Source organism: Micromonospora sp. CNZ309 (genome assembly GCF_002846525.1).
The window spans coordinates 701,318-720,884 of record NZ_PJNG01000001.1; the positions used below are offsets into that span (position 1 = coordinate 701,318).

1 protein-coding gene is annotated in these 19,567 nt (G+C 73.8%); it reads left to right on the forward strand.

The window, feature by feature from the left end; all coding sequences use genetic code 11:
• Nucleotides 1-41: 41 nt before the first annotated feature.
• Nucleotides 42-19,373 (forward strand): type I polyketide synthase, encoded by a 19,332-nt coding sequence (locus CLT72_RS03090; protein WP_101414907.1) that lies wholly within the window; start codon nt 42-44, stop codon nt 19,371-19,373.
• Nucleotides 19,374-19,567 lie beyond the last annotated feature (194 nt).

Here is a 19,567-nt window from a genome sequence, read left to right on the forward strand (position 1 = left end):
CGAGTCCGCCGCTTGCCCCTTAGCGACAGGTGATCAACCCGATGGCGAACGAAGCCAAGCTCCGCGAGTACCTCAAGCGCGTCACCGCTGACCTGCACGAGACCAGCGAACGCCTGAGGGCCGTCGACGAGCAGAACCACGAGCCGATCGCGATCGTGGGGATGGGCTGCCGCTACCCGGGCGGGGTGCGGACCCCCGAGGCGCTGTGGCGACTGGTCGAGTCCGGCGTCGACGCCGTCACGCCGTTCCCCGCGGACCGGGGCTGGGACGTGGAGAACCTCTACGACCCCGACCCGGACGCGCACGGCAAGTCGTACACCCGCGAGGGCGGCTTCCTGCACGACGCCGGCGAGTTCGACGGCGGGTTCTTCGGCATCTCGCCGCGCGAGGCGCTGGCCATGGACCCGCAGCAGCGCCTGCTGCTGGAGGTCGCCTGGGAGGCCGTCGAACGGGCCGGCATCGCCGCCGACTCGCTCAAGGGCAGCCGCACCGGCGTCTTCACCGGCGTCATGTACCACGACTACGTCTCCCGTCTCAACGGCGTGCCCGAGGAGGTCGAGGCGTTCGTCGGCACCGGCAACCACGGCAGCGTCGTCTCCGGCCGGATCGCGTACACCTTCGGGTTCGAGGGCCCGGCGGTCACCGTCGACACCGCCTGCTCGTCCTCGCTGGTGGCGATGCACCTCGCCGTGCAGGCGCTGCGCTCCGGCGAGTGCACGCTCGCGCTGGCCGGCGGCGTCACCGTCATGTCCAGCCCCGACACGTTCGTCGGCTTCAGCCGCCAGCGCGGCCTGTCCCCGGACGGGCGGTGCAAGTCCTTCGCCGCCACCGCCGACGGCACCGGCTGGAGCGAGGGCGCCGGGCTGCTGCTGCTGGAACGGCTCTCCGACGCCCAGCGCAACGGCCACCCGGTGCTCGCCGTGGTGCGCGGCAGCGCCGTCAACCAGGACGGCGCCTCGAACGGCCTCACCGCGCCGCACGGCCCGTCGCAGCAGCGGGTGATCCGCCAGGCCCTCGCCAACGCCCGGCTCGCCCCGGCCGACGTGGACGCGGTGGAGGCCCACGGCACCGGCACCCGCCTCGGCGACCCCATCGAGGCGCAGGCGCTGCTCGCCACGTACGGCCGGGACCGGGCCGACGACCAGCCCCTCTGGCTCGGCTCCATCAAGTCCAACCTCGGGCACACCCAGGCCGCCGCCGGCGTCGCCGGTGTGATCAAGATGGTCATGGCGATGCGCCACGGCGTCCTGCCGCGGACCCTGCACGTCGACGAGCCGTCCCCGCACGTCGACTGGTCGGCCGGGGCGGTGAGCCTGCTCCGCGAGCCGCGCCCGTGGCCGCGCGCCACCCGGCCCATGCGGGCCGGCGTCTCCTCGTTCGGCGTCAGCGGCACCAACGCCCACGTCATCGTCGAGGCCGCCCCGCCCGCGCCGCAGCCGACCGCCGGCACCGACGCGGTCGCCGGGCCCGACCCGCTGCCGTGGGTCGTCTCCGCCCGCAGCGCCGCCGCGCTCGGCGCCCAGGCCGACCGGCTGCGCTCCTGGCTCGCCGAGCACCCCGACGCCGCGCCGGCCGCCGTGGGCCGGGCGCTGGCCACCGGGCGGTCCGTCCTGGAACACCGGGCGGTGGTGCTCGGGGCCGACCGGGACGAGCTGCTCGCCGGGCTCGGCGCGCTGGCCGACGGCGTCCCGGCGGCGTCCGTGCGGCGCGGGGTCGCCAGCCCCACCCGGGTCGCCGTGCTCTGCACCGGCCAGGGCGCCCAGCGGGTCGGCATGGGCCAACGGTTGTACGCCGCGTTCCCGGCCTTCGCCGAAGCCTTCGACGCCGCCTGCGCCGAGCTGGACCAGCACCTCGACCGGCCCGTACGCGCCGTGCTCGACGGCCCCGCCGACGTGCTCGACCGCACCGGGTACGCCCAGGCGGCACTGTTCGCCGTCGAGGTGGCGGCCTACCGCCTCGTCGAGTCCTGGGGTGTCGTGCCGGACTTCGTGGCCGGGCACTCGGTCGGCGAGGTGGCCGCCGCGCACGTCGCCGGCGTGCTGTCGCTGCCCGACGCCGCCCGCCTGGTCGCCGCCCGTGGCACGCTGATGCAGGCGCTGCCCACCGGCGGCGCGATGGTGTCGATCCGCGCCACCGAGGCGGAGGTACGCGCACACCTGACCACCGTCGGCGCGGCGGCCGGCGGCGGGCTGGCAGCCGTCAACGGCCCGGAGTCCGTCGTCGTCTCCGGCGACGAGGACGCCGTACTGGCGGTCGCCGCACACTTCGAAGCCCTCGGCCGCAGCACCAAGCGGCTGCGGGTCAGCCACGCGTTCCACTCCGCCCGCATGGACCCGATGCTCGACGCGTTCGCCGACGTGCTCGGGCAGCTGAGCTTCGCCGCGCCCCGGATCCCCGTGGTCTCCACCGTGACCGGCGCGGTGCTCGACCCCGACGAGGTGCGCTCCCCGGCGTACTGGCTGCGCAACGTCCGCGACACGGTCCGCTTCGACGCCGCCGTGACCACCCTGCGCGAGCTGGGCGTCGGCGCGTACGTCGAGGTGGGCCCGGGTGGGGTGCTGTGCGCGCTCACCCAGGAGATCGTCGGCGCGGACCAGGCGGTCTGCGCCCCGATGCTGCGCGCCGAGCACGACGAGGCGGCGACCGCCCTCGCCGCCGCGGCCACCGTCTGGGCGCGGGGCGTGCCGGTCGACTGGGCGGCCCTGTTCGACGGCCCGCCCGTCCCGGTCGACCTGCCGACGTACGCGTTCCAGCGCGAACGCTACTGGCTGCTGCCCCTGCCGCAGCCCGCCGACGTGACCGCCGCCGGACTGACCCCGACCGGCCACCCGCTGCTCGGCGCGGTGTTCCGCTCGGCCGACGGCGACGAGGTGACGCTCACCGGCCGGCTGTCCGTGGAGACCCAGCCCTGGCTGGCCGAGCACGCCGTACGCGACGTGGTGCTCTTCCCCGGAACCGGGTTCGTGGAGCTGGCGTTGCGCGCCGGCGCGGAGGTCGGCGCCGACCGGCTCGCCGAACTGACCCTCCAGGCGCCCCTGGTGCTGCCCGAGACGGGCGGCGTCGACGTGCAGGTCGCCGCCGAGCGTACCGGCGGCGGATCGTGGCAGCTCACCGTCCACGCCCGCCGCTCCGGCACCGATGACCTGTGGGTGCGGCACGCCACCGGTCTGCTCGCCCCGCAGCCGGGCGAGGACACCGGCACGCTGGCGCAGTGGCCGCCGAGCGGCGCCACCGCCCTCGACGTGTCGGAGCTGACCGAACGGGCGGCGCAGGCCGGGTTCGCGTACGGCCCGGCCTTCCAGGGGCTGCGCGCCGCCTGGCGGGTCGGCGCCGACGTGTACGCCGAGGTGGCGCTGCCCGAGCCGGCGGCCGACGAGGCCGGCGCGTACGGGCTGCACCCGGCGCTGCTCGACGCCGCCGTTCAGGCGGTCGGGCTCGGCATCGTCGACCCCGGCGAGGCCCGGCTGCCGTTCGCCTGGTCGGACGTGACGCTGTCCGCCCACGGCGCCGCCACGCTGCGGGTACGGCTGACCCCCACCGGAGCGGACACGGTGGCCATGCTGGTCGCCGACGCCGCCGGGGCGCCGGTCGCCCGGGTCGGGGCCCTGGTGCTGCGGCCCCTGCCGGCCGGGGACCTCACCTCCGGCGGGTCCCCGTGGCGTCGCTCGCTGTTCCGCCTCGACTGGCCCCGGCACGCCGGCGGTCCCGGCAGCACCGACGGCACGACCTGGGCGGTGCTCGGCGACCGTCACGCGCCGCTGCCCGCCGGCCTGCCCGTCGCCCGGCACGCCGACCTCGACGCGCTGTTCGCCGCCAGGGTCCCCGACGTCGTGCTGCTGCCGGTGGCCGGCACCGCCGCGACCGGGCCCGGCCCGGTCCACGACCTGCTCGCCGAGGTCCTCGCCGTACTCCAGGGCTGGCTCGCCGCCGAGCGGCACACCGGCGGGTCCCGGCTGGTCGTCCTCACCAGCGGCGCCGTCGCCGTGGACGACGCGGACGTCACCGACCTGGCCGGCGCCGCCGTGTGGGGCCTGCTGCGCTCCGCGCAGGCCGAGCACCCCGGCCGCTTCCTGGTCGTCGACGTCGACGACCGGGAGCACTCGCCGGCCGCCCTCGCCGGCCTGCTCCGCACCGACGAGCCGCAGGCGGCGGTGCGCGACGGCGTGGTCCGCGTGCCGCGCCTCGTCGCCGCCCCGGAACCCGACGCGCCGGCGCCGTCGCTCGACCCGGAGGGCACGGTGCTGGTCACCGGCGGCACCGGTGCCCTCGGCGCGCTGACCGCCCGCCACCTGGTCACCCGCTACGGGGTCCGGCACCTGGTGCTGACCAGCCGGCGCGGGGCCGACGCCGAAGGCGCCGCCGACCTGCTCGCCGAACTCGCCGACCTGGGCGCCACCGCGACGGTCGAGGCGTGCGACGCCGCCGACCGGGCCGCCCTCGCCGCGCTGCTGGAGCGGATCGATCCGGCGCACCCGCTCACCGGCGTGGTGCACACCGCCGGCGTGCTGGCCGACCGCACCCTGACTTCGCTGACCGCCGAGTCCCTCGCCGACGTGCTGCGGCCGAAGGTGGACGCCGCCGCGAACCTGCACGAGCTGACCGCCGGCAGCGGGCTGGCCCTGTTCGTCACCTACTCGTCGGCGGCGGGTGTCACGGGCAGCCCCGGCCAGGCCAACTACGCGGCGGCCAACGCCTTCCTGGACGCGCTCGCCCACCGGCGGCGGGCCGCGGGCCTCCCCGCGCACTCCCTGGCCTGGGGCCCGTGGGTCGAGTCGGGCGGCGGCATGACCGCCGGCCTCGACCGGGCCGACACCGACCGGCTGGCCCGCGCGGGCGTCCGCCCGCTCCCCGAGGCGGACGGTCTCGCCCTCTTCGACGCCGCGCTGATCACCGGCCTGCCCGCGACGGTGCCGATGGTGCTGGACGGGCCGGGGCTGCGCGCACAGGCCGAGGCGGGCACCCTGCCGTCGGTCCTGCGCGGCCTGGTCCGGGCGCCCCGGCGCCGCGCCGCGCGGTCCGGCCCGGCGGAGACCGCCGCCCTGACCGAACGGCTCGCCGGGCTCGACCGCGAGGAGCGCGCCGCGGCCCTGTTGCGGCTCGTCCTCGACCAGGTCGCGGCGGTCCTGGGGTACGCCGACGCCGCCGCCGTCGAGGCCGCCCGCCCGTTCACCGAGCTGGGCTTCGACTCGCTGACCGCCGTCGAGCTGCGCAACCGGCTGGGCGCGGTCACCGGCCTGCGGCTGCCCGCGACCCTGGTCTTCGACCACCCGACCCCGCTCGCCCTGGCCGACCACCTGGACGCCGAGACCGGGACCGACGCCGGCGCGCTGCCGACCCCGGTCGCCGCCGTCGCGGCGCTCGACGAGCCGATCGCGATCGTCGGCATGAGCTGCCGCTACCCCGGCGGCGTACGCAGCCCCGAGCAGCTGTGGGACCTCCTCGTCTCGGGTGGCGACGGCATCACCGGCTTCCCGGCCGACCGTGGCTGGGACGTCGAGGACCTGTACGACCCGTCCGGCACGCGCCGGGGCAGCAGCTACGCCCGCGAGGGCGGCTTCCTGGCCGACGCCGGCGACTTCGACGCCGACCTGTTCAAGATCTCGCCGCACGAGGCCCTCGCCATGGACCCGCAGCAGCGGCTGCTGCTGGAGACCTCGTGGGAGGCGCTCGAGGACGCCCGGATCGATCCGCTCGCGCTGCGGGGCCGCCCCGTCGGCGTGTTCGCCGGCATGATGTACCACAACCACGCCGCCGGGCTGGCCGACGTGCCGGAGACCCTCGACGGCTACCTCGGCGTCGGCACGGCCAGCAGCGTGCTGTCGGGCCGGGTGGCGTACTCCTTCGGGTTCGAGGGGCCGGCGGTGACGGTGGACACGGCGTGTTCGTCGTCGCTCGTCGCGCTGCACCTCGCGGCGCAGGCGCTGCGGTCCGGTGAGTGCGATCTCGCCCTGGCCGGCGGCGTCACCGTGATGGCGACGCCCGAGACGTTCATCGACTTCTCCCGCCAGCGGGGCATGGCCCCCGACGGCCGGTGCAAGTCGTTCTCCGACGCGGCGGACGGCACCGGCTGGTCCGAGGGCGTCGGCGTGCTGCTGGTGCAGCGGCTGTCGGACGCGCGGCGTGACGGCCGTCGGATCCTCGCGGTGGTGCGAGGTACGGCGGTGAATCAGGATGGTGCGTCGAACGGTTTGACGGCGCCGAACGGCCCCTCGCAGCAGCGGGTGATCCGGCAGGCCCTCGCCAACGCCCGGCTGGGCGTCGCCGACGTCGACGCGGTGGAGGCGCACGGCACCGGCACGACGCTCGGCGACCCGATCGAGGCGCAGGCACTGCTGGCGACGTACGGGCAGGACCGCGACGAGCCGTTCCTGCTGGGCTCGGTGAAGTCGAACATCGGTCACACGCAGGCGGCTGCCGGGGTGGCCGGGATCATCAAGATGATCTTGGCGATGCGGCACGGGGTGGTGCCGGCGACGCTGCACGTGGATGCGCCGTCGTCGCATGTGGACTGGTCGTCGGGTGCGGTGGAGCTGGTGACGGAGTCCCGGCGGTGGCCGGGTGCGGGGCGCCCCCGGCGGGCGGGTGTGTCGTCGTTCGGCATCTCCGGCACGAACGCGCACGTGATCATCGAGCAGCCCGAGCCGGGCCTGGCGGCGCTGCCGGCGGGTGAGCCGGCGGCGGAGTCCGTCGCGGCGCCGGTGGGCGTGCCGGTGCCGTGGGTGGTGTCGGGGCGTTCGGAGCGTGCTCTGGCGGGTCAGGCGGGGCGGTTGGCGTCGTTCGTGCGGGAGCGGTCCGGTCTCGCGGTGGCGGATGTGTCGTGGTCGTTGGTGACGTCGCGGGCGGCGTTGGAGCACCGTGCGGTGGTGTGGGGCTCGGACGTGGACGAGTTGGTGGCTGGTCTGTCGGCGGTGGCCGAGGGTCGGTCGGCGGTGTCGGGTGTGGTGTCGGCGGGTCGTCGGGCGGTGTTGTTCACGGGTCAGGGTTCGCAGCGCGCTGGTATGGGCCGCGAGCTGTATGAGGTGTTTCCGGTGTTCGCGCAGGCGTTCGACGGGGTGTGCGCGCGGTTCGACGACCTGTTGCCGCGTGCGCTGCGGGAGGTGGTGTTCGCGCAGGCGGGTACGGACGAGGCCGCGCTCGTGGACCAGACCGTGTTCGCGCAGGCGGGGTTGTTCGCCGTCGAGGTGGCGTTGTGGGAGTTGTTGGCGTCGTGGGGTGTGCGGGTCGACTTCCTGGCGGGTCACTCGATCGGTGAGGTGACGGCCGCGTACGTGGCGGGGATGCTTTCCCTCGCTGACGCGTGTGTGTTGGTGGCGGCGCGGGGTCGGTTGATGCAGGCGTTGCCGGCCGGTGGGGTGATGGCGGCGGTCGGTGCTGCCGAGGACGCGGTTGGCGAGCTGATCGTGTCGACTGGTGTGGGTGTGGACGTGGCGGCGGTGAACGGGCCGGCGTCGGTGGTGGTGTCGGGTGCCGCCGTCGAGGTGGCGTCGGTGGTGGGGGCGGCGCGTGAGCGGGGTTGGCGGGTCAAGGAGTTGTCGGTCAGTCACGCGTTCCATTCGCGGTTGATGGATCCGATGCTCGACGAGTTCGCGTCGGTGGTGGCGGGGCTGGACTGGCGGTCGCCGCGGGTGCCGGTCGTGTCGAACGTGACGGGTGCTGTGGCGGAGGCGGAAGAGATCACCGATCCCGCCTACTGGGTGCGGCACGTGCGGCAGGCGGTGCGGTTCGCCGACGGGGTGGCGGCTCTGCGGGAGCAGGGTGTCGACACGTTCCTGGAGGTGGGTCCGGATGCGACGTTGACGGCGATGGTGGCGGAGATCGTCGGGGACGCGGGTGTGCGGCGTGTTGCCGTGTCGCGGCGGGATCAGCCGGAGGTCGGGGCGCTGACGTCTGCGCTGGGGCAGTTGTGGGTGGCGGGTGTGCCGGTGGACTGGGCGGCGTACCACGGTCAGACCGGTGCCCGGCCGCGCGTGGTCGACCTGCCCACGTACGCCTTCGACCACCGGCGCTACTGGATCAACGCCGGGACGCGCTCCTACCACGCCCCCGTCGCCCGGCGTACCGCCGCCGACGAGGACTTCTGGCGGGCGATCGAGGCGGAGGACCTGACGACCCTCGCCGAGAGCCTGGCCGTCGACGCCGACGCCCCGCTCGCCGACGTCCTGCCGGCGCTGTCCACCTGGCGACGCCGCCGGGACGCCGAGGCCGCCCTCGACTCCTGGCGCTACCGGGTGGCCTGGCAGCCGCTCACGGACGACCCCGCCCGCGTCGAGGCGTCCGACTTCCTGCTCGTGGTGCCGGCCGACGCCGACGCGGTCGTGACGGACTGGGCGGCCGCCCTGGGCGCGGCCGGCGGGCGGATCGTCGAGGTCGACGCCGCGTGCGACCGGAAGCGGCTCGCCCACGACCTCGTCGAGGCGTCGACCGGCCACGACGGGAACCCGCTGCCCGTGCTCTCCCTCCTGGCCCTCGACAACCGGCCGTACGCCGGGTCCGGCTCCGTGCCGGCCGGGCTCGCCGGCACGGTCGCGCTCGCGCAGGCGCTCGGCGACGCCGGGATCACCGCCCGGCTCTGGATCGCCACCCGTGGCGCGGTCGCCGTCGGCTCCCGGGACCGGCACGTCGACCCCGTGCAGGCCATGGCGTGGGGCTTCGGCACCGTGCTGCGCGCCGAGCACCCGCACCGCTGGGGCGGGCTCGTCGACCTCCCCGAGCGGCCCGAACAGGGCGCCGTACGCATGCTGCGGACGCTGATCTCCGGCACCGGCCGCGAGGACGAGGTCGCCCTGCGCGGCAACGGCGCCCACGCGCGTCGGCTCGTCCGGGCGGCGTACGGGGACACCGGTCGCCGCGGTTCCTGGACGCCGTGCGGCACGGTGCTGATCACCGGCGGCACCGGAGCCCTCGGCGGGCACGTCGCCCGCGCGTTGGCCGCCGAAGGCGCCGAACACCTCCTGCTGGTCAGCCGGCGGGGTGGCGAGGCGCCGGGAGCGACCGCCCTCGCCGCCGAACTCGCCGCGCTCGGCAGCCGTGTCACCCTCGCCTCCTGCGACGTGGCCGACCGGGCCGCGCTCGCGGCGCTGCTCGACTCGATCCCCGACGAGCTGCCGCTGAGTGCGGTCGTGCACACCGCCGCCGCCCTCGACGACAACGTCGTCGACGCCGTGAGCGTCGACCAGCTGGCCACCGCCCTGCGGGCGAAGGTCGACGCCGCGCGCAACCTCGACGAGCTGACCCGGGGAGCGGACCTCTCCGCGTTCGTTCTCTTCTCCTCGCTCGCCGGCCTCATGGGTGCCGCCGGCCAGGCCACGTACGCGCCGGGCAACGCCTTCCTCGACGCCCTGGCGCAGCGCCGTCGCGCCGAGGGCCTGCCGGGAACCTCGCTCGCCTGGGGCCTGTGGGCCGACGGCGGGGTGAGCGCCGGCGACTTCGAGCAGCGGCTGAGCCGCACCGGGTTCGGTGCGATGGCGCCGGAGACGGCCGTACGCGCGCTCACCCGGGCGTTGGACCGCGACGAGACGTACCTCGTGGTGGCCGACATCGACTGGGCCCGGGTGGCGGCGGCCGGCGGTCGGCACGCCCACCCGCTGGTCCACGACCTCCTGACCGAGGCCGGCGCGACGGTGACCGTCGACGCCCCCGTGCCGGCGGCCGACCTGCGTCTGCGCCTGTCGTCGATGTCCGGTACGGAGCAGCTGCGCGTCCTGGGCGAGCTCGTACGCGCCGAGGTCGCCGCCGTGCTGGGCCACGAGTCCGCCGAGCGGGTGGCACCGGAGCGCGCGTTCCAGGACCTCGGCTTCACGTCGCTGGCGGCCGTCGAGCTGCGCAACCGACTCGACGCCGCGACGGGGCTCGCGCTGCCCGCCACGCTCGCCTTCGACTATCCGAACTCGGCGGCCCTGGCCGGGCACATCCACGCCGAACTGCTCGGCGGGCAGGCCCTTCCGGTCGCCGCCACCGTCGCCGGCTCCGTCGTGGGCGACGACCCGATCGTCGTCGTCGGCATGGGCTGCCGTTTTCCCGCCGGAGCGGAGTCCCCGGAGAGGCTCTGGGAGCTGTTGACGGCCGGCGTCGACGCGATGTCGGACTTCCCGACCAACCGGCACTGGGACCTGGATTCGCTGGCCGGAACCGACTCCTACGTCTCGCGGGGCGCGTTCCTGGCCGACGCGGGTGGCTTCGACGCCGAGTTCTTCGGCATCTCGCCGCGCGAGGCCCTCGCCATGGACCCGCAGCAGCGGCTGCTGCTGGAGGTCTCCTGGGAGGCGTTCGAGGACGCCCGGATCGAGCCCCTCGCGCTACGCGGCAGCCGGGTCGGGGTGTTCGCCGGCACGAACGGCCAGGACTACGAGAGCGTCGTACGCGAAGCCGGGGAGTCGCTCGCCGGCTACGGCGCGACCGGCGCCTCCGCGAGCGTGTTGTCGGGTCGGGTGGCGTACTCGTTCGGGTTCGAGGGGCCGGCGGTGACGGTGGACACGGCGTGTTCGTCGTCGCTGGTGGCGTTGCACCTCGCGGCGCAGGCGCTGCGGTCCGGCGAGTGCGACCTCGCCCTGGCCGGCGGCGTGACGGTGATGGCCACCCCGGGCGCCTTCATCGAGTTCTCCCGCCAGGGCGGGCTGTCGGCGGACGGCCGCTGCAAGGCCTTCGCCGAGTCGGCTGACGGCACCGCGTGGGGCGAGGGCGTGGGCGTCCTCGTCGTGCAGCGGCTGTCGGACGCGGGGCGTGACGGCCGTCGGATCCTGGCGGTGGTGCGGGGCACGGCGGTGAATCAGGATGGTGCGTCGAACGGTTTGACGGCGCCGAACGGTCCGTCGCAGCAGCGGGTGATCCGGCAGGCCCTCGCTAGTGCTGGTTTGTCGACGTCCGACGTGGATGTGGTGGAGGCGCACGGTACGGGTACGACGTTGGGTGATCCGATCGAGGCGCAGGCGTTGTTGGCGACGTATGGGCAGGGTCGGGATGTGCCGTTGTTGTTGGGGTCGGTGAAGTCGAACATCGGTCACACGCAGGCGGCTGCGGGGGTGGCCGGGATCATCAAGATGATCTTGGCGATGCGGTACGGGGTGGTGCCGGCGTCCCTGCACGTGGATGCGCCGTCGTCGCATGTGGACTGGTCGTCGGGTGCGGTGGAGCTGGTGACGGAGTCCCGGCGGTGGCCGGGCGTGGGGCGTGCGCGTCGTGCGGGTGTCTCGTCGTTCGGTATCTCGGGGACGAACGCGCACGTGATCCTGGAGCAGCCGGAGTCCGAGGCCGCCCTCGAGGTCGCGGCGGAGCCGGAGTCTGCCCCGGCGTCGTCCGGGAGTGCGGTGCCGGTGCCGTGGGTGGTGTCGGGGCGTTCGGAGCGTGCTCTGGCGGGTCAGGCGGGGCGGTTGGCGTCGTTCGTGTGTGGTCGTGGTCTGTCGCCGGTGGATGTGTCGTGGTCGTTGGTGACGTCGCGGGCGGCGTTGGAGCACCGTGCGGTGGTGTGGGGCTCGGACGTGGACGAGTTGGTGGCTGGTCTGTCGGCGGTGGCCGAGGGTCGGTCGGCGGTGTCGGGTGTGGTGTCGGCGGGTCGTCGGGCGGTGTTGTTCACGGGTCAGGGTTCGCAGCGCGCTGGTATGGGCCGCGAGCTGTACGACGCGTTCCCGGTGTTCGCGCAGGCGTTCGACGGGGTGTGCGCGCGGTTCGACGACCTGTTGCCGCGTGCGCTGCGGGAGGTGGTGTTCGCGCAGGCGGGTACGGACGAGGCCGCGCTCGTGGACCAGACCGTGTTCGCGCAGGCGGGGTTGTTCGCCGTCGAGGTGGCGTTGTGGGAGTTGTTGGCGTCGTGGGGTGTGCGGGTCGACTTCCTGGCGGGTCACTCGATCGGTGAGGTGACGGCCGCGTACGTGGCGGGGATGCTTTCCCTCGCTGACGCGTGTGTGTTGGTGGCGGCGCGGGGTCGGTTGATGCAGGCGTTGCCGGCCGGTGGGGTGATGGCGGCGGTCGGTGCTGCCGAGGACGCGGTTGGCGAGCTGATCGTGTCGACTGGTGTGGGTGTGGACGTGGCGGCGGTGAACGGGCCGGCGTCGGTGGTGGTGTCGGGTGCCGCCGTCGAGGTGGCGTCGGTGGTGGGGGCGGCGCGTGAGCGGGGTTGGCGGGTCAAGGAGTTGTCGGTCAGTCACGCGTTCCATTCGCGGTTGATGGATCCGATGCTCGACGAGTTCGCGTCGGTGGTGGCGGGGCTGGACTGGCGGTCGCCGCGGGTGCCGGTCGTGTCGAACGTGACGGGTGCTGTGGCGGAGGCGGAAGAGATCACCGATCCCGCCTACTGGGTGCGGCACGTGCGGCAGGCGGTGCGGTTCGCCGACGGGGTGGCGGCTCTGCGGGAGCAGGGTGTCGACACGTTCCTGGAGGTGGGTCCGGATGCGACGTTGACGGCGATGGTGGCGGAGATCGTCGGGGACGCGGGTGTGCGGCGTGTTGCCGTGTCGCGGCGGGATCAGCCGGAGGTCGGGGCGCTGACGTCTGCGCTGGGGCAGTTGTGGGTGGCGGGTGTGCCGGTGGACTGGGCGGCGTACCACGGTCAGGCCGATGCCCGGCCGCGCGTGGTCGACCTGCCCACGTATGCCTTCGAGCACACCTGGTACTGGCCGGAGGCCGCGCCCGCGGCCCGCCGGGACGCGCACGACGACGCCCTCGACGGGCGGTTCTGGGCGGCCGTGGAGTCCGGCGACCCCGACCTGGTCGGCGGCGAACTGGGCGTCGGCGCGGACGAGCCGTTCAGCGCTGTCCTGCCGAAGCTCGCGCAGTGGCGGCGGGCCGCCCAGCAGCGGTCGGTCGTGGATTCCTGGCGGTACCGGGTGGTGTGGCGACGCCAGGACGTGACCGGGGACGAGAACCTGACCGGCACCTGGTTGGTGCTGATGCTCCCCGGCCAGGAGGACCACCCGTTGCTGGCCGGGCTGGCGGAGCGGGGCGCCGAAATGGTCCCGGTGGTGCTGGACGTGCTGGAGCGCGACGAGATCGCGCGCCGACTGGCCGGCGCGGCCGAGAACCGGGAGCCGGTCGCCGGACTGATCTCGCTGTTGTCGCTGGCTGGCGCGGGCGTCGTGGAGGCGCTGGCCGTGGCACAGGCGCTGGCCGTCACCGAGGTGCAGGGGCGGATGTGGTGGCTGACCCGGGGAGCGGTCTCCGTGGACGGCTCCGAGCCCCTGACCGACCTGACCGCGGGTGCTGCGGTGTGGGGTTTGGGTCGGGTGGTGGGTTTGGAGGTGCCGTTGCGGTGGGGTGGTTTGGTGGATTTGCCGGGGTTGTTGGGTGGGGGTGTGTGGGGTCGTTTGTGTGGGGTGTTGTCGTCGTCTGGTGGTGAGGATCAGGTGGCGTTGCGGTCGTCGGGTGTGTTTGTGCGGCGGTTGGTGCGTGCGGGTTCTGTGGCGGGTGTTGGTTCGGGTGGTTTTTCGTTGTCGGGGACGGTGTTGGTGACGGGTGGTACGGGGGCGTTGGGTGCGCGGGTGGCGGTGTGGGCGGCGGGTGTGGGTGCGGAGCATGTGGTGTTGGTGAGTCGGCGTGGTGGTGGTGCGCCGGGTGTGGGGGAGTTGGTGGGGCGGTTGGAGGGTTTGGGTGTGCGGGTGTCGGTGGTGGCGTGTGATGTGGCGGATCGTGGTGCGGTGGCGGGGTTGTTGGGGGATTTGGTGGGTGCGGGTGAGCGGTTGCGGGCGGTGGTGCATGCGGCGGGTGCGGCGCAGTTGACGTCGTTGGGTGAGGTGGGTGTGGGTGAGGTGGAGGAGGTGTTGCGGGCGAAGGTTGGTGGTGCGGTGGTGTTGGATGAGTTGACGGCTGGTTTGGATTTGGATGCGTTTGTGGTGTTTTCGTCGATTGCGGGGGTGTGGGGTTCGGCGGGTCAGGTGGGGTATGCGGCGGCGAATGCGTTTTTGGATGGGTTGGTGGTGTCGCGGCGTGGGCGTGGGTTGGTGGGGACGTCGGTGGCGTGGGGGCCGTGGGCTGAGGCGGGTATGGCGGTGGGGGTGGCGGGTGAGCAGTTGAGTCGGCGTGGGTTGCCGGGGATGGTGCCGGAGTTGGCGGTGGCGGCGTTGCAGGGGGTGTTGGAGGGTGATGAGGCGCAGGTGGTGGTGGCGGATGTGCGGTGGGATCGGTTTGTGCCGTCGTTCACGGCGTTGCGGCCGTCCCGCCTGTTCACCGAAATCCCCGAAGCCCAGTCGGCCATCGAAGCGGCGGCCCGCGCGGAAACCGCTCCCACCGATCAGGCCTCCGTACTCCGCCAGCGGCTGGCGGCCCTGACGCCGACGGAGGTCGAGGCGTCCCTCCTGGACCTCGTACGCTCCCAGGTCGCCTCGGTGCTCGGGCACGCCACCGTCGAGGCGGTGGCCCCCGACCGGGCGTTCCAGCGCCTCGGCTTCGACTCGCTCACGGCGGTCGAGTTGCGCAACCGGCTGACCGCCGAGACGGGCCTCGCCCTGCCCTCCACCCTCGTCTTCGACCACCCGACGCCGGCCGCCCTCGTCGCCTTCATCCGGGAGGCGGTGCTCGGCGCACCGGGTGACGCGCCGGCCGAGCGCCGGATCACCGCCGTGGACGACGACCCGATCGTGATCGTCGGAATGGGCTGCCGCCTCCCGGGCGGCGTCGGATCGCCGGACGAACTGTGGCAACTGCTCTGCGCCGGGGGCGACGGCATCTCCGAGTTCCCCCTCGACCGGGGCTGGGACGGCTTCCTCGACGGCGGCCTCTCCGACACGTCCTTCGTCCGCAGGGGTGGCTTCGTCTACGACGCCGGTGAGTTCGACGCCGAGTTCTTCGGCATCTCGCCGCGCGAGGCCCTCGCCATGGACCCGCAGCAGCGGCTGCTGCTGGAGACCTCGTGGGAGGCCGTCGAGTCGGCGGGCATCGACCCCATCAGCCTGAGGGGCGGCGCCGTCGGCGTCTTCGCCGGCGCGAGCTTCCAGGGGTACGCCAGCGGTTCGGTGGGTCGCGCCCAGGAGGTCGGCGGACACCTGCTCACCGGCAACGCCACCAGCGTGTTGTCGGGTCGGGTGGCGTACTCGTTCGGGTTCGAGGGGCCGGCGGTGACGGTGGACACGGCGTGTTCGTCGTCGCTCGTCGCGCTGCACCTCGCGGCGCAGGCGCTGCGGTCCGGCGAGTGCGACCTCGCCCTGGCCGGCGGCGTGACCGTGATGGCCTCACCGGCCACGTTCGCCGAGTTCTCCATCCAGGGCGGCCTGTCCGCCGACGGCCGGTGCAAGTCCTTCTCGGACGCGGCCGACGGCACCGGCTGGTCCGAGGGCGTCGGCATGCTGCTGGTGCAGCGGCTGTCGGACGCGCGGCGTGACGGCCGTCGGATCCTGGCGGTGGTGCGGGGCACGGCGGTGAATCAGGATGGTGCGTCGAATGGTTTGACGGCGCCGAACGGTCCGTCGCAGCAGCGGGTGATCCGGCAGGCCCTCGCTAGTGCTGGTTTGTCCACGTCCGACGTGGATGTGGTGGAGGCGCACGGTACGGGTACGACGTTGGGTGATCCGATCGAGGCGCAGGCGTTGTTGGCGACGTATGGGCAGGGTCGGGATGTGCCGTTGTTGTTGGGGTCGGTGAAGTCGAACATCGGTCACACGCAGGCGGCTGCGGGGGTGGCGGGGATCATCAAGATGATCTTGGCGATGCGGTATGGGGTGGTGCCGGCGTCCCTGCACGTGGATGCGCCGTCGTCGCATGTGGACTGGTCGTCGGGTGCGGTGGAGCTGGTGACGGAGTCCCGGCGGTGGCCGGGTGCGGGGCGTGCGCGTCGTGCGGGTGTGTCGTCGTTCGGTATCTCGGGGACGAACGCGCACGTGATCTTGGAGCAGCCGGAGTCCGAGGCCGACCTCGAGGTCGCGGCGGAGCCGGAGTCTGCCCCGGCGTCTGCCGGGGGCGCTTCCGTGGCTTTGCCGGTGCCGTGGGTGGTGTCGGGGCGTTCGGAGCGTGCTCTGGCGGGTCAGGCGGGGCGGTTGGCGTCGTTCGTGTGTGGTCGTGGTCTGTCGCCGGTGGATGTGTCGTGGTCGTTGGTGACGTCGCGGGCGGCGTTGGAGCACCGTGCGGTGGTGTGGGGTTCGTCGGTGGACGAGCTTGCCGCTGGTCTGTCGGCGGTCGCCGAGGGTCGGTCGGCGGTGTCGGGTGTGGTGTCGGCAGGTCGTCGGGCGGTGTTGTTCACCGGTCAGGGCTCGCAGCGCGCCGGTATGGGCCGCGAGCTGTATGAGGTGTTCCCGGTGTTCGCGTCGTCGTTCGATGCGGTGTGTGCGGAGATTGATCCGCGTCTGCCGCGTGCGCTGCGCGAGGTGGTGTTCGCCGACGCCGGTTCGGTTGACGCCGCGTTGCTGGATCAGACGGTGTTCGCGCAGGCGGGTTTGTTCGCCGTCGAGGTGGCGTTGTGGGAGTTGTTGGCGTCGTGGGGTGTGCGGGCGGATTTCCTGGCGGGTCATTCGATCGGTGAGGTGACTGCGGCGTACGTGTCGGGGATGTTGTCTCTCGCTGATGCGTGCACGTTGGTGGCGGCGCGGGGCCGTCTGATGCAGGCGCTGCCGGCCGGCGGCGTCATGGCGGCGGTCGGTGCGCCCGAGATCGCGGTGCGGGAGGTCATCGAGGCTGCGGGTGCCGGGGTGGACGTGGCGGCGGTGAACGGGCCGGCGTCGGTGGTGGTGTCGGGTGCCGCCGACGAGGTCGCCTCGGTGGTGGCGGCGGCGCGTGAGCGGGGTTGGCGGGTCAGGGAGTTGTCGGTCAGTCACGCGTTCCATTCGCGGTTGATGGATCCGATGTTGGATGAGTTCGCGTCGGTGGTGGCGGGGCTGGACTGGCGGGTGCCGCGGGTGCCGGTCGTGTCGAACGTGACGGGTGCGGTGGCGGAGGCAGAGGAGATCACCGATCCCGCCTACTGGGTGCGGCACGTGCGGCAGGCGGTGCGGTTCGCCGACGGGGTGGCGGCTCTGCGGGAGCAGGGTGTCGACACGTTCCTGGAGGTCGGCCCCGATGCGGTCCTCACCGCCATGGCCGCCGAGGCGGAGGCGGCCGACGACGTCCGGTACGTGGCCACGCTGCGCCGCAACCAGTCCGACGTCACCACCCTCACCAGCGCCGTCGGGCAGCTCTGGGCAGCCGGCGTACCGGTCGACTGGACGGCGTACCACGGCCAGACCGGCGCCCGGCCGCGCGTGGTGGAGCTGCCCACGTACGCCTTCGACCGGCAGCGCTACTGGCTGGAGGACCCCCGGCCCGCCTCGCCCGCCGCGGGTGCCGCCGCCCCGTCCGACGAGCAGTTCTGGGCGGCGGTCGAGTCCGGTGACCTCGGCGTGCTGGACGACGAGCTGGGCGCGGACGAGCCGTCCACGGCGCTGCTGCCGAAGCTCGCCCGGTGGCGGCGGGCGACGCAGCAGCGGGCCGCCGTCGACTCCTGGCGGTACCGGGTGACGTGGCGTACGGCCGACGTGCCCGCCTCGGCGACGCTGCCGGGTACCTGGCTGCTGCTGATGGCGCCCGGGCAGCAGGACCACCCGGTGGCCGTGGAGCTGGCGGCCCGTGCCGACCGTGCGGTACCGGTGCTGGTCCCGGCCGGCGCTGACCGTGACCGGGTAGCGCGGCTGCTGCGGGAGGCGATGGGCTCCGACGACCGGGACGCCGACGTGGTGTCGCTGCTGTCGCTGGCCGACCCCCGGGAGCCGGCCGATTCCCGGGAGCCGGCCGCGGTGCCGGGGGCCGTCGAGGTGACGACGGCGCTGGTCGTGGCGCAGGCGCTGACCGACGTCGGCGGGGCGGGCCGGCTGTGGTGGCTGACGCGTGGGGCGGTGTCGGTCGGCGGATCCGACGAGCTGGCCGATGTCGCGGGTGCTGCGGTGTGGGGTTTGGGTCGGGTGGTGGGTTTGGAGGTGCCGTTGCGGTGGGGTGGTTTGGTGGATTTGCCGGGGTTGTTGGGTGGGGGTGTGTGGGGTCGTTTGTGTGGGGTGTTGTCGTCGTCTGGTGGTGAGGATCAGGTGGCGTTGCGGTCGTCGGGTGTGTTTGTGCGGCGGTTGGTGCGTGCGGGTTCTGTGGCGGGTGTTGGTTCGGGTGGTTTTTCGTTGTCGGGGACGGTGTTGGTGACGGGTGGTACGGGGGCGTTGGGTGCGCGGGTGGCGGTGTGGGCGGCGGGTGTGGGTGCGGAGCATGTGGTGTTGGTGAGTCGGCGTGGTGGTGGTGCGCCGGGTGTGGGGGAGTTGGTGGGGCGGTTGGAGGGTTTGGGTGTGCGGGTGTCGGTGGTGGCGTGTGATGTGGCGGATCGTGGTGCGGTGGCGGGGTTGTTGGGGGATTTGGTGGGTGCGGGTGAGCGGTTGCGGGCGGTGGTGCATGCGGCGGGTGCGGCGCAGTTGACGTCGTTGGGTGAGGTGGGTGTGGGTGAGGTGGAGGAGGTGTTGCGGGCGAAGGTTGGTGGTGCGGTGGTGTTGGATGAGTTGACGGCTGGTTTGGATTTGGATGCGTTTGTGGTGTTTTCGTCGATTGCGGGGGTGTGGGGTTCGGCGGGTCAGGTGGGGTATGCGGCGGCGAATGCGTTTTTGGATGGGTTGGTGGTGTCGCGGCGTGGGCGTGGGTTGGTGGGGACGTCGGTGGCGTGGGGGCCGTGGGCTGAGGCGGGTATGGCGGTGGGGGTGGCGGGTGAGCAGTTGAGTCGGCGTGGGTTGCCGGGGATGGTGCCGGAGTTGGCGGTGGCGGCGTTGCAGGGGGTGTTGGAGGGTGATGAGGCGCAGGTGGTGGTGGCGGATGTGCGGTGGGATCGGTTTGTGCCGTCGTTCACGGCGTTGCGGCCGTCCCGCCTGTTCACCGAAATCCCCGAAGCGCAGCCCGGGCAGGGCGAGGACGCCCCGGCCCGCGAGGACCGGGGCGCGGCGACGGCGCTGCGCGAGCGGCTGGCCGCCGCCTCCGGGCCGGAGCGCGACCGCATCCTGCTCGACCTGGTTCGCGGCACCGCTGCGGCGGTGCTCGGCCACGCCACGCCGGCCGCGATCAGGCCCAGCCGTGGCTTCCTCGAACTGGGCTTCGACTCGCTCACGGCGGTCGAGCTGCGCAACCGGCTGACCGCCGAGACGGGCATCGGGCTGCCCGCCACCCTCGTCTTCGACCATCCCACCCCGAACGCGCTCGCCGGGCACCTGCGGGCCGAACTGGCGCCCGAACAGCCGGCGTTGCCGATCGTGGCGGAGATCGAGCGCCTCGACCAGCTCCTCGGCGGCCTGCCGGGCGACCAGGTCGACGACGCCGTCATCGGCCGGCTGGAGGACCTGGTGGCCAGGTGGCGGGGACGACCCGCCGCCGTCGCGCCCGCGCCGGCCGGGGGGCAGGAGTTGGAGTCGGCGAGCCGGGAGGAGTTGTTCGACATCATCCAGCGCGAGTTCGGCAAGTCCTGACGGACCTGGCAGGTCCTGACCGGACGCGAGGAGCCCCCGACGGCACGGAGAGCCGTGACCTGACCGGCGTCGGCCAGGTCACGGCGGCCTAGGGGTCCGCGCGGCCCGTCTAGGGGTGTGCCTGCGTGGACCCGGCTCCGTAGGGTCGGAGCCCGTCAGGCCGTCTCGCCATGCCCACCGGCAGCGAGCGGTGC

What these genes read in the sequence shown, in the direction of transcription:
- CLT72_RS03090 (WP_101414907.1), top strand. Translation starts at nt 42, where the DNA reads ATGGCGAACGAAGCCAAGCTCCGCGAGTACCTCAAGCGCGTCACCGCT.